Raw genomic sequence first — 12,453 nt, forward strand, 5'->3', positions numbered from 1 at the left:
TATAATAAATTAACTATTAATTCAAGAATTCGTAAATACCCGCAACGCCTTGTCCGCCACCTACGCAAGCTGAAACCATGCCGTATTTTTTACCTTGACGGCGCATTTCGTTGAATAGTTGTACGGAAAGTTTCGCACCAGAGCAGCCCAATGGGTGACCCAATGCGATAGCACCACCATTCGGGTTGATGCGGCTCATGTCAAGGTCAAGCTCTTTAATTACGGCCAACGATTGAGCGGCGAAAGCCTCGTTAAGCTCAATCATGTCAATATCGTTTTGAGTAAGGCCAGCACGTTGCAACGCCAATGGAATAGCAGCGATAGGTCCGATACCCATGTAGCGAGGCTCAACGCCCGAAGCCACATAGCTCATCATACGCGCGATTGGCTTCACGTTCAACTCTTTCAACATACGTTCAGATACTACCATTACGAAAGCAGCACCATCAGAAGTTTGTGAAGAGTTACCAGCCGTAACCGAACCACCTTGCGCAAATACTGGTTTTAGTTTGGCCAAAGCCTCTTTGTTCGTGTCGGCACGTGGGCCTTCGTCGGTATCCACTACAAATTCGCGAGTACGTTTTTTCATGTTCTCGTCCAAATAAGTTTCTTGCACTTTCACTGGCACGATTTCGTCTTTGAACTTACCGTCTTTCAGTGCTGCAATTGCTTTTTGGTGCGAATTAAACGCAAACTCGTCTTGTTCTTCGCGGCCGATTTTATATTTTTCGCTCACTTGCTCGGCTGTTAAGCCCATGCCGATATAATAATCAGCGTGATTTTGCGAAATGCCATAATTAAGAGCTGTTTTCCAGCCCATTACAGGCACCATAGACATAGATTCTGTACCGCCAGCGATGATACAATCGGCCATACCAGCGTGAATACGAGCCGAAGCAATTGCGATAGCTTCCAAGCCCGAACCGCAATAACGGTTTACAATCATACCTGGCACGTTCATTGGCAAAGAAAGCAAAGAAATCATACGACCCATTTGCATACCTTGTTCGGCTTCAGGCACGGCGTTGCCGACGATAAGGTCGTCCACGCGAGCGGGGTCAAAATTAGGTACAGAGGCAACCAAATGTTTGATAACTTCAGCCGCCAAATCGTCTGGGCGAGTGAAACGGAAACCACCTCTGTTAGATTTTCCTACGGCTGTGCGGTAGCCTGCAATAACGTAAGCATTCATGTTGTTTTGGTGTTAAGAATGAAACAAAATTTTATAAGCAACATCGGCAATTCTAATTGCCTGACACTTATTGCGTTTGAAGGTAATTTGTAATATTTTAATAATATAGATTTTGGCTAATGGCCTATTTTCCGCCTAAAGTTAAGATTATTTTTTCGTTAGCAACACTTTTTTACAGAATTTTATCTTTTTTTTTGCAATAATATTGGATGCCTTTTTCAAAACAAAATATTTGACACTGCTTTGTACTATTACAGGATTAAGGGTTTTGGAGAAAATCCAAAACAAAATTTTTAAACTTTTTTTCAACGAGGAGGCAACCTTTTGAGGGGCTATTTGCTCTTACCTATAGAAGCGGCTCAGTAATGGGCTTTGTTCTCCACCCGACACGCACACATGGACGCTACACTAACCGACAAAACACTGGTGGAAGGCTGTATCGCCGGCAATAATGCCGCGCGGGAGGCACTCTATAAGTTGTATTACGGCAAAATGTTGTCGCTGTGTTTGCGCTATACTCAAAACCGCGACCAAGCCCGCGATTTGATGCACGAAGGTTTCCTGAAGGTATTCGAAAGTATCGGGATGTTTAAAAGCGAAGGTTCGTTGGAGGGTTGGATTCGGCGCATTATGGTCAATATCGCCATTGCGCATTATCACAAACAAAACAAATTGCGTCTGACGCATTCGGCTATTACAGAAACCGATGAAGACGACCACCACACGGAAACTGCTCTAATTTCTGATGATGACATTGTCGCCAAAATCAGTTATGAAGAATTGCTTCAACTCATTCGCGGATTGCCTGCGGCTTACCAGACGGTTTTTAACCTCTATGCCATAGAAGGCTATACGCACAAGGAAATTGCCGAAATGCTGCAAATCAGCGAAGGTGCTTCCAAATCCAACTTGTTTAAGGCAAGAGCAAAATTGCAACAACAAGTAACACAGCTACTTAACACACAAGATTCTTACAATAATGTCCAATAATTTAGACAACATATTTCGGCAGGTCGCCCAGCAGCACGAGGAAGAATTTGTGCAACAAGACTGGGAACTGATGCAACAAAAACTGCAACATAGCGGCATTGGGGCATCGGAGGCAAACACGCCTGCACCAACCCATACACGTCCGCAAACTGGTTTTGGTTGGGGAAAATGGGCGGTAGGTTTTGCACAAGGATTTGTGTTTATGGGACTTATTAGTTATGTGGTTTCGTCCGTGCGTTTGCAAGACGAAAAATATGAGATTGCCAATGGTTATGCAGCATTAATTCAAGATTCTGTAAATCAAAAAGGAACGACGGTTGTACCACAAAAAAATATTGCGGCTGCTGCCCCAAAACGCAAACACAATCCAAAGGCGTTGGGTTGGGACTCGGCTACTTCTCAAGCAATTATTGCTCAAAATGAAAGTAACGCCACAGACAACAATAGTTCTTCTTCACTACAAACTAATAACATTCTTGATGAGAAAACTTTTACTAAAGAAAATATAACGAATACCGCATCAAATAAAACATCTCGCGAAATAAACGGCGAGGTAGCAGACCTTCAGGCCGTAGAAGGAAAAACAACGTTGGCCGTAGCCGAAACGCCATTTTTCGCGCTTGCGGAGAAAGCCCCAGTACGTGTAAAACGTCGTCAGTTTCTCCAAACAGACAAAAAAAGTACAGCTGTTACCATTAACATAAGCCCAACAGAGCAAGAACAAGATGCGTCAGCGATTGAAAAAGTTGGAGTTTTGTCCTCAAACGAGAGCGTTCAGGCAATCGGCAGTGCAGTTGCCGAGATAGATTATGTACGTCCTGTGGGTGCTGTGGATTCTACGCCCAAAACGTGTGCGCAAGAATGCAAAACCATGCTTGCCGAAACTTCTATGCCAGATAGCACACATAAAGAAGATAATCAATATACGAAACGATTGTTCCACATTGGTTTCGCGCCAGTGTTGAGTAGCAACGGTGCTAAGGCCAACAAGTATGTAAATCATATTTCGGTGCACGGAGCTATAAGCCAAAGTGCTGGTGTGGAAGGCTTTGAAATGGCAGGTGTCGGCAACATTACCAAAGATTACATTAAAGGCCTACAAATTGGCGGTGCGTTTAATGTAGTAAAGAAAAATATGACTGGCTTGCAGGTGGCGGGCGTAGCCAACTGTTCGGGCACCGTGAACGGTGTACAAGTGGCAGGCCTTATCAATACTTCTTGTAATGCCAAAGGCGTACAGGTGGCAGGTGTAATCAATGTTGCGGGTAATGTAAAAGGTGCGCAAGTGGCGGGTATGGTCAATGTGGCGCACGAAGTAACAGGTGTGCAGACGGCCAGTGTTATCAACATAGCGCACGACCTAAAGGGCGTGCAGGCTTCCAGTTTGATAAATGTAGCTAAAAAAGTAAATGGTTGGCAAGTTGGTTTACTCAATTTTGCGGATACAGTGGAAAGCGGTGGAGCTATCGGACTTTTAGGCTATTCGCGCAGGTCGTACAAATACATTCATGCTTGGACAAACCCAACCATCAACACTAATGTAGGCATGCGTTTTACACATGGACGTATTTATAACATTGCTTCGGTTGGCTATAATATCAGCGAGGCAGGCAATCACAAACGTCATGCTTTGGGCTATGGAATGGGCATTACGGCTACAGAATACGGACGAGTTAGTGTAATGGCAGATATGATGTATTTCAGAATTGGGGAAAATGGCTTTTTCTCTCGCAATGTGGGCGGAATGCTTCAGGGTAGAGCCAATGTAGCTTGGCATTTGTCGCGCCACGCGTCACTTTTTGCAGGGCCTGCGGTTTATTTGTTCCATTCCCGCTCAGAAAGCGGCGCAGAACTTGGTTCGCTTACCTTATTTACCAACAAAATTGGTAATAATTATCAGAGAGCTTGGGTGGCACTCAATATCGGACTTGAATTTTAATTTTAGAACACAATTATAGATTAACTTCTATCTCTTTCAACAACAAATATATTAAACAGGTGTATTTTTATGGAATATGTAGGTAAAAAAATCGCGGAAACACTCACTCGGAAGTTTTTGATTAGCTACGAGAACATTACCGAACGGTCGCATTTCGTCAAAGATTTGGGCTTTGACTCGTTGGATTTTGCACTGCTTATCCAAGAACTAGAAAATTTGTTCGACATTTCCATTACCGAAAAAGAAGCGGCGCGTATGCAAACCGTCGGCTCGGCGATTGACTGCATCGAATACAAAATTTCGATTTTTTCGCTTTTCAGATAAGGCGGTGCGAAGTGGTTTGGTTTACCATTTCCACCACCTAAACAGCATCAATAAAGCCACTAATTCTTGCGTGTAGTCGGCTTTGTGCGTGAGATGTGCCTCTACCAATGCTTTTACTTTCTCATAAACCAATATTTCGTACAAAGAGTTTTTCTTGTCTAAAATATTGTCAATCAAATGTTTGTGTTCGGGTTCGCGCAACCATTGTCCCACAGGCAACCCAAAACCTTCTTTGGCTCGCTGCGCATAGGCCATTCCTTTGCGTTCTTTGAGCAATTCTTTCAAAATCCATTTTCCCCCGCCCACAAACAGTTTTTCGGCTGGAATATGCTGCACATAACGCACGAGTTCTGCGTCCAGATACGGCGCACGAATTTCTACGCTGTGGCGCATGGCGGTTTGGTCGGTCATGGCCAAAATGTCGGCTGGCAAATAATGCGTTTGGTCGTAGGCCAGCCCAAATGCCAAATAATTGTCTGTACTAAAATTGGTATCGTCGGGCAACTGCGTTTCGCTGGATTGTATTTTGAAAAACGAAGCATCGAACGCCGAGAGTGCCGTAAAATTCCGAAACGTGTACAACGGATTTTGGTGCGTTTGCTCCACAAACCGATTGATTAACCTAAATTTTTTGCGCAAAGGATGCTCGTAACCTTCGGGCAGCGGTTTATTTATTTTTTTGATAAAATCCCAAGGGAAATTTTTTAGGTATTTAAGATATTGATAATAAGCCTGATGTCTGTTGTATCCGCCAAAAATTTCGTCTGCACCCGCGCCCGAAAGCAACACTTTGAGCGGTTTTACGGCTTTTGCCAAAAAATAAGTAGAAATGGCCGCGCCGTCGGCAATGGGTTGCCCCATGCTTTCTACCACTTCATCCAAAGAATCTAAACATTCCGCACCCAGCGTGATTGGATTCCATTCTGCCCCGAATTGTACGGCGGCTCGTGGCGCAAAAACGTAGTCATCTGTCCCGAAATTGGTGGCTGGATTGGCAGGCACAACGCCGTACACAGGAAAATTTTTATAGTCCATTTCGGCCAGCAACGCCAAAAGCAAGGTCGAATCCGTGCCGCCGCTCAGCATCAGGCCTACGGGCACATCGGCGAGCAAATGCCGCTGGAGCGAGTCGGCCAAAAGTCGCTGCGTTCGGGCGATGATTTCGTAAGATTGCAATTGTGGCAATGGCTGCGGTTTTTCTGGCATAAAAGAATTGATTTTCAGTGTTTTATTTTGAAATAACAAATAATTTCCGATAAGCAACTCCTCTATATTTTGGTAAAAAGTGGCTGGTGTTTGGGCAAATTTGTAGCGCAAATAATGCGGAATTTGAGAAATATTGGGTTCTGATTTTACTGCACCCGAAGCCAATACACCTTGCAGCGTGGAAGACACGATTAAAGCCTGCGGCGTTTGCGCCCAGAAAAGTGGTTTTTGTCCAAATGTGTCACGTGCACACAAAATTTTTTGCGCGTGCAAATCCACAAAAACAAAAGCAAACATTCCGTTGAGGCTGGGCAAAATATCCGCACCAAAAGCGATGAGCAGTTGCAGCAGTGTTTCGGTGTCCGAATGGCCGCGCCACTGAATTTTGAACAAGTGGAGCCGTTGGCGCAATGCCAAATGATTATAAATTTCGCCGTTGTAAATCAACACGTATCGGCCACAAACAGAGCGCATTGGTTGGCTGGCGGCTTCGGACAAATCAATGATTTTTAGGCGATTATGTCCAAAAAAAAGTTGTGCGTGTGGCCATGCCTCGTGCGTGTCGGTGGTTGCGTCGGGGCCTCTGTGTGCGTTGGCGCGATTCATGGCGCAAATGGCCTGCGGGCTGATTTGCTGCGAAAAATCTAAGATAAAGTTAATGGCGCACACGTCGTCGGGAGTTAAAATTTATTTGACCAGAAAAACCCAAAAATAAATACAAATTGGCGATAAATGGCATTTTCTGAAAATAAATCCAGTGCGCGTTGAATGGCGTTTTCTTTTCTATTAAAAAGATTTTTTTGGAATATAGCCATCTTTTTATTGAGTAATATTACGCAATGACCAAAAGTATTGTATTGGAATAAATATCTGAATTGCTTACATTTGTTATCAAATTACCTGACAATGAACGTGAAAAAGCGATACCTTCTTTCTGCATTGATGACTTGCATGGTTTTGCCGCAATTGGTTTTTGGGCAAAAAGAATCGAATAAAGCTCTGAATTTCAAGGTTATATCCGACGAACCATTCAAAATAAATAAAATGTGGTTGCACTTTCAGCCACTGACTACGGACATTTCGATGACCAATTTTACGTTGGGATATGGCCTGCAAGCCAACTACTTCGCGACGGATTATTTGGATATTCGTGTATCATTTCGTAGCACTTACGGTCAACGCACAGATTTTGCACGCAATGCGGCTCTTTCGCAAGGCACATCGCGCAATGCTGCCGTGACGGTGGATGATAGACGTTTGCCAATTGTGAATGATTTTAAACGTTGGAATATTTTTGAGGTGGGCGGCTGCTATCACATCAAAGACGACGACGACAAACGCGGAACGACGCGCATCGTTCTTACTTCCAAAAACAAAAAAATCCGTGAATATAATTTGATGGACTATATCAATGTGGACTCTAAAATCCGTACCATTATGGGTGCGCGTTTGGGGTTCATTGGTTATGGTAGTACTACGAATTTGGGCGTGGCCATGCGCAAGCAAAACCGCGAACTAAAGGGCGATGATGGTTCTGTTTTGCGCCCTGATGGCTCTACGGTGTATAAAGACGGACGGACTTCGCCTATTGCCAACAATCGTATTTATGGCAATGTTACTTCTTACGGTTTTTATTTGGGCGGCTCGTATAGCACGATTCGCAACGTGGTGATTAAGCCCGACCGTTTCCCGAATTTGGCCAACAACATTATGTTCAATTCGTACTTTGACCTTATCATTGCGCCTGCCACGAAAGTGGAAGACGTGAAAGTATTGGTAAACAATACGCCAACGTACATTATTTATGACGCAAGTGCGCTGAAAGTAAATAAGATAGGCTGGCGAGCAGGTTTTGACATTATGTACAACCAAGATTATTATTGGGCATTTGGTGGTGAGATTGGCGCACGCCCAACGCTTGGCAAACGCGGAATGTATTTGGCTGCTCGTATCAGTATGCCAGTGTTCTCGTTCCGTTTCAAAGGCGCACGCCCTGCCAGTACAGTGGGTGGTGGTTTGAAATAATAAAAACTCATTTTCAATTGATTATAACAAATAAAAATAGGCGTTCTCAAATCTTACGCAAAATTTGAGAACGCCTATTTTATGTGTATATATTTTATCAACGAAAAATAAATCATTTATTCAAAATCTTTTTTGATACGCTTTTTCAGTGCGGCATTTTCTACGGCGGGCACTTGGTCGGGCTGCGGCTGGCCAAAATGTACGGAAAGCATTTGGTCAATCAATTGACTTTGTTTTTGGTAGGCTTTGCAACCTTTGCAGGTGGCAAGGTGCATTTGAAGTTGCACACTTTCGCGCCACGAAAGCGGTTGGAGGGCTTTGCGGTCTATGAGTTGCGTGGCTTTTTCGCAGGAAAGCAAAAGGGTGTTTAATATTTTTCCCATGATGTGTTATTTGTTAAACCAATTGACTTCTAAACATTTACGCAGTTGTAGTTTGGCGCGATGCAGTATTTGCCAAAAATTAGTATCGCTAATACCCAACTCCTGACATAATTGCTGCGTATTTTTTTCTTCCCAAAATTTCAGGTGCAAGGCCGATGCCCATTTGGACGGCAATTTTTCCAGACATTGGCGCAGGGTTTGGGTAAAATCCGCGTCGTCGAGTATGGAATCTTCCGCGTGCCATTCTTGGGGCTGTTGGTTTTTGTTCCAATGCCTGTTGTTGTTGAAAAGTAACTGCTCCAGCGGCGTGGTGGGCAAGTCTTGGGCGGCCTGAAAATGTTGGCGAAAATGGTCGTTTATTTTGTTGTTGAGTATGCCCATGAGCCAAGTTTTGGGATTGCTTTTTCCCTCAAACTTGCCAAAGGCCTGAAAAGCAGCCACAAAGGTTTCTTGCACCAAATCTTCGGCCACTTCTTTGCGCGAGGTTTTGTATAAAGCCCACGAATACAGACTGTCCGAGTAGGCATCTACCCAAATCTTGATTTGTTCGGCGGCGGGGTTTGTCGGCATTGTTTGGGGTTAGTAGAATTGTATTGATTCAAAAGTAAACATCTCTCAAATCAAATACAAAGGTAACAAAACATTGTTTTGGTATAGATTTTTGATAAAAAGCAAACGTTTTCGCTATGAATGTAAGTGGTTTATTTTCAATAAAATAGCTGATTTTTGGCTTAATTTGAAGGATTGATACATAGAATAAAAGGCTTCGGTTTTTGGCGTTTCGGGGTTTATGCACGAAATTTGCCGATAGCGTTTTTTTAACATACACATAATAAACACGCCTACTAAAATACTAATACACAGCAATATTTTATTAATATTTTAGTATAACAGTAAGAGTAAGACGGCAAAAAGTGGCTTAAAATTAGATTTATCCCTGACAATAAAACGACAAAAAAAAGATTGCCTACTATTTTTTAAAATCCCACCTACTATTTTCCTTTGTCGTTTTAATCCAATCAAACAAAACTATGTTGATAAATTTAAAAGTCGATGAAAGTGCTATTTTGGTTCAGGGACAACCAGACAGACAAAGCAAAAAAAGGTGTAATCATGGCAACGGTTCAGGTAGCCAATAGCGACGGCCAGACAGTCAGTAGCGACTTTGCAAGCACTTACAAAGTGCACAGGAAAGACTACCACGAAGGCGGATGCGAAAAGGAAAAGCGAGCTTTGATTATGGAGTTAGAGGCGATACAAATTTTTTTGAATGGCCAAACGGGACGAGAAGTAACAGCCCCCGAAATCAAAGCCGAATATTTGCGGCGCAAACCCCGAAAGACCCCGATTAAACCCAAACCAATAGCCGAAAGCACACCGACACTCCAAAACAAACCCACCACAATAAAAGAGCAGATACAAGGCTTCATGCAAAAACAGGCCGCCCGAAGCATAAAAAACTCCACTAAAGCCAATTATGCTATTTATGCAAAAAAAATAATTAGCCTTATCGGGGATTTGCCAGTTCAGGAAATCACAGTAAAGACGCTTGAAAACCTATATTACAGCCTTTCCACTGAAAAAAGTAACTTGTATGCTATTGGGGTTATAACGATGCTCAAGGCGGCAATTAGGCCGCTTTTGATTGATTTTAAAATTCCTGAACCTAACAGGCAAAAGCCGCTTACGTTCTTAGAGCAATCCGAACTTGAAAAGATAGCGGCCAGCCGCGAGGCCTTGCCCGAACACTTACACCCCGCCTGTGATTATTTTCTTTTTCTTTGCGAAACAGGTTTGTCTTTGATTGACTTTGAAAATTTCAAAGAAAGACACAAAATCATAAACCACGACGGCATTTTGTTTTTGGAAGGGACACGACACAAGACGGGGAAAACATACTTTGTGCCACTTTCAGAGCGTGCCCAAGCCATCGGGGAGGCTTACCAATGGCAATTTGAGTTTTCCAACAGGGTAACATTAAGAAATCACATTCGGGCAATAGCTCAATTTTGCGGTATTGAAAAAAGAATCACACCGCACAAGGCAAGGCACACTGTTGTAATGAATATTTTAGACCAAACGGGAGATATAACATTGGCAGCCGCTACCATTGGCGACGATGTAGCGACTGTTTCCAAGCATTACGGCCAATTACGTGTAAGTGGTTATGCTAAAATGTGGGAAAAATACAAGAAAAATAAGTAAGCAAAAGACGAACAAAAAGGGCTCTTAACGGCTCTTAACGGCCTTTTTTTGGCTCTTAATGGCTCATTTTTCGGGTCTTTACTTGTTGCTTTTATCCAAATTAGGCACAAAAAAGCCGCCCAAATAGTAGTTTTGGGCGGCTTTTTCTGTAAATTTGGGTATGAAAAATACACAAACAGAGCCGAAAGACTAAGAAACAACCTAATAGCAGGATTATTTCTTGCGGTAATTGCACTGCTAATTTATGTAGTTGGTGGCTGGTTTGGCTTTTGGCCGTTGGTGTAGGCACTACAAATACAGTATGTAATAAAAACACGAAACAAAGCGGTTCTTTGCGCTTACACCAAAATACTAATACTGTTTTATATTTGCTGATTATCAGTGTTTTGTTTAAAGGATACAGCTCCTGCGGTTGATCTGCCAGGTATGATTTAAAATCACGTAATATTTAAGCTCAAAAACAAAAAAAACACCTGTATTTGAGTACAGGTGTCGGGGGGGGGTTAAAATGGAGCTTCGTTTTCGTCTTCTTTGGCAAACCATTCCATCGGGTCTTCTTCTTGCGGCTGCTCGGTGAACACTTCGTAAGTTCTCGATGTGGTAAAAGGTAAATCTGGAGCTAATACTTCGTAGTCCATGCGTTCGCGCTCAAAATACAATTCGTATTGCATCGCATTGCCTTTAGGCCTGTAACGCTGTATGTAATATTTTTCAACATCAGCGATTCGTGGATTATCGGACAAAGCTAAAACAACCTGATAGCCTTTTTTGGGAACCGTAAACCGATATTGCTTTTTATCTGGCCACGATTGAAAATGCCGCGAAATTGTCTTGTAAAGCGTGTTATCCGAAAAAGAATAACCCACATATACAAGCTCTTTTGTTTTGGCATTGATAATAAAATACAAACCTTTGGTTTTGACTGTAATGTCCGCGTAATTGATTTTTGCTTTGCCTTTGTCGTGCGTATAAAAATCAAATGCAGGGGTGAACTGTACTTTAAATGGTTTGCCTTTTACTTTGATGGTTTCGTAGAAGCTGTTATCTTCCACAAAATCCCGAACCAAAAAATTAGGCTTTCGGGCTGCACCTTCTAAGGTGTCGGTGTCGCCCTCGCCGCTCTCCCGTCTTTTCCAAAATAGGGCGGCTAAAAAAATAGCCACAACAAATATTATTGCTGCGGCTATTGTATTTTTTTTCTGCTTTTTAGTCATGTGTTAAAATTTGACTTTAAAACCTAATCCAAACTTATTGAACGTGTCAGACTTTCCAAGCCTGTAAGCTGTGTAAGCTGCTGCACCTGTTACGGCTGTGCGTTTTACCGTCCTCCACCTTCGCCTGCGGCGTTCTCGTCTGAATTGTTGCAATAGCTCTTTATCTGTTTTTTGCACGACTTCCAAAGAACCTGTATCACTTACTATAATCGTCTTGACCGTTTCAGGGTCGAAATTGTACGAACTTTCTATAATCGTGCCGCGTGGCGTAATTTTTTGAATGTCGTATTTGCTCCGTGTAAAATCTAACTTCGCACCCCTAACAATCGTTGCTTTTTCCCTTCGTCGTCTTTCCAGTGTGTCGGGTGTTCGTTGGATTCTTACTTTTTTGGCTGGAGTCGGTTTGGTTACTAAAATCGGGGCGATGTGTCGGACCTTCGCTGTGTCTGTTTTAATCGGTTTGGCTGCCACTGGTGGCGGTGCTTGTCCTTCAAACACGGATAAAAGAGAAGGCCAAAACACGTAACCGACTATTACCAATACAATAAATCCGATTGTATATAATAATCTTTTCATTGTGATAGAGTGGTTAAAAATTATGAAAAATCATAATTAGCCCAACGCGGATACGCGGCTATATACTGAAGTAGTACGTCTTTTTTGGTTACGTTTTTTATTACTGTTCCATTGGCAAAAAAAAGGCGTTCGCGACCTTCGTATAGCGCAGGTTTGTCATCTCCTTCCAACTTGTATTTACCGCTGGCCAAAATGATAGAAGGACCTTCGTCGTTATTCCAATATTTACCACTAATGTACAGCTTTGATTTGATAGTATTTAACTTATTGAGCACAAAACAAGCTGTCAAATCATTGATATAAGGAAGCCCGCCATTGTATGAAGTCAAAAAATTAACATCACTTAGGGGTGGAATTATCAATTCTTTAGGTTCAAAAAAAATTTGGTCAGAACTTAAC

Annotated in this window: 12 protein-coding genes; 5 read left to right on the forward strand and 7 right to left on the reverse strand. The window is 42.7% G+C overall.

From position 1 onward, the window contains the following. Positions 1-16: 16 nt before the first annotated feature. Positions 17-1,192: an acetyl-CoA C-acyltransferase gene (locus tag BM090_RS07675; protein WP_091510254.1), complete on the reverse strand. Its 1,176-nt coding sequence runs from the start codon at positions 1,190-1,192 to the stop codon at positions 17-19. A 396-nt stretch (positions 1,193-1,588) separates the two neighbouring features. On the opposite strand from BM090_RS07675, the gene BM090_RS07680 reads away from it, so the two are divergent. The 3 genes from BM090_RS07680 (at position 1,589) to BM090_RS07690 (ending at position 4,445) form a co-directional block, all read left to right on the forward strand. Next, on the forward strand, positions 1,589-2,182 hold the full coding sequence (locus BM090_RS07680) for an RNA polymerase sigma factor (RefSeq protein ID WP_091510257.1): 594 nt from the start codon (positions 1,589-1,591) through the stop codon (positions 2,180-2,182). Continuing rightward, positions 2,172-4,121, forward strand: a complete 1,950-nt coding sequence (locus BM090_RS07685) for a hypothetical protein (RefSeq protein ID WP_091510259.1) — start codon at positions 2,172-2,174, stop codon at positions 4,119-4,121. The genes BM090_RS07680 and BM090_RS07685 overlap by 11 nt, the downstream gene beginning before the upstream one ends. A gap of 69 nt (positions 4,122-4,190) precedes the next feature. Continuing rightward, complete coding sequence (locus BM090_RS07690; RefSeq protein ID WP_091510261.1) at positions 4,191-4,445, forward strand: acyl carrier protein; 255 nt, start codon at positions 4,191-4,193, stop codon at positions 4,443-4,445. Positions 4,446-4,466: 21 nt separating this feature from the next. On the opposite strand, the gene asnB is transcribed toward BM090_RS07690, so the two are convergent. Beyond that, entirely contained in the window at positions 4,467-6,320 is a 1,854-nt protein-coding gene (asnB, locus tag BM090_RS07695) for an asparagine synthase (glutamine-hydrolyzing) (protein WP_177199866.1), read from the reverse strand. A 237-nt stretch (positions 6,321-6,557) separates the two neighbouring features. Here asnB and BM090_RS07700 point away from each other — a divergent pair, with 237 nt between their 5' ends. After that, positions 6,558-7,676, forward strand: coding sequence for a hypothetical protein (locus BM090_RS07700; RefSeq protein WP_091510268.1), 1,119 nt, complete (start codon positions 6,558-6,560; stop codon positions 7,674-7,676). Positions 7,677-7,792: 116 nt separating this feature from the next. Here BM090_RS07700 and BM090_RS07705 read toward each other — a convergent pair whose 3' ends face one another. Continuing rightward, positions 7,793-8,059 carry a zf-HC2 domain-containing protein gene (locus BM090_RS07705; RefSeq protein WP_221405356.1) on the reverse strand — a complete coding sequence of 89 codons (267 nt, stop codon included), beginning with the start codon at positions 8,057-8,059 and terminating at the stop codon, positions 7,793-7,795. Between the two features lie 6 nt (positions 8,060-8,065). After that, complete coding sequence (locus BM090_RS07710; protein WP_091510270.1) at positions 8,066-8,629, reverse strand: sigma-70 family RNA polymerase sigma factor; 564 nt, start codon at positions 8,627-8,629, stop codon at positions 8,066-8,068. Positions 8,630-9,112: 483 nt separating this feature from the next. Between BM090_RS07710 and BM090_RS07715 the strand changes: the two genes are divergently transcribed. Next, positions 9,113-10,264, forward strand: a complete 1,152-nt coding sequence (locus BM090_RS07715) for a site-specific integrase (RefSeq protein WP_091510273.1) — start codon at positions 9,113-9,115, stop codon at positions 10,262-10,264. A 503-nt stretch (positions 10,265-10,767) separates the two neighbouring features. Here BM090_RS07715 and BM090_RS07725 read toward each other — a convergent pair. The 3 genes from BM090_RS07725 to BM090_RS07735 all read right to left on the reverse strand — a co-directional run. Then, complete coding sequence (locus BM090_RS07725; RefSeq protein WP_177199867.1) at positions 10,768-11,427, reverse strand: GIY-YIG nuclease family protein; 660 nt, start codon at positions 11,425-11,427, stop codon at positions 10,768-10,770. Positions 11,428-11,481: 54 nt separating this feature from the next. Then, complete coding sequence (locus tag BM090_RS07730) at positions 11,482-12,054, reverse strand: hypothetical protein (RefSeq protein WP_091510283.1); 573 nt, start codon at positions 12,052-12,054, stop codon at positions 11,482-11,484. A gap of 20 nt (positions 12,055-12,074) precedes the next feature. Further along, positions 12,075-12,453 (reverse strand): hypothetical protein (locus tag BM090_RS07735; protein ID WP_221405357.1); only part of this gene is annotated, 379 nt, incomplete at its 5' end.

The organism is Flexibacter flexilis DSM 6793, from assembly GCF_900112255.1.
GTDB classification, from domain to species: Bacteria; Bacteroidota; Bacteroidia; order Cytophagales; family Flexibacteraceae; genus Flexibacter; species Flexibacter flexilis.

Bases quoted from the DNA above. Each gene is read 5' to 3' on its own strand.
- BM090_RS07675 (WP_091510254.1), bottom strand. From the start codon at position 1,192: ATGAATGCTTACGTTATTGCAGGCTACCGCACAGCCGTAGGAAAATCT.
- BM090_RS07680 (WP_091510257.1), top strand. From the start codon at position 1,589: ATGGACGCTACACTAACCGACAAAACACTGGTGGAAGGCTGTATCGCC.
- BM090_RS07685 (WP_091510259.1), top strand. From the start codon at position 2,172: ATGTCCAATAATTTAGACAACATATTTCGGCAGGTCGCCCAGCAGCAC.
- BM090_RS07690 (WP_091510261.1), top strand. From the start codon at position 4,191: ATGGAATATGTAGGTAAAAAAATCGCGGAAACACTCACTCGGAAGTTT.
- BM090_RS07700 (WP_091510268.1), top strand. From the start codon at position 6,558: ATGAACGTGAAAAAGCGATACCTTCTTTCTGCATTGATGACTTGCATG.
- BM090_RS07705 (WP_221405356.1), bottom strand. From the start codon at position 8,059: ATGGGAAAAATATTAAACACCCTTTTGCTTTCCTGCGAAAAAGCCACG.
- BM090_RS07710 (WP_091510270.1), bottom strand. From the start codon at position 8,629: ATGCCGACAAACCCCGCCGCCGAACAAATCAAGATTTGGGTAGATGCC.
- BM090_RS07715 (WP_091510273.1), top strand. From the start codon at position 9,113: ATGAAAGTGCTATTTTGGTTCAGGGACAACCAGACAGACAAAGCAAAA.
- BM090_RS07730 (WP_091510283.1), bottom strand. From the start codon at position 12,054: ATGAAAAGATTATTATATACAATCGGATTTATTGTATTGGTAATAGTC.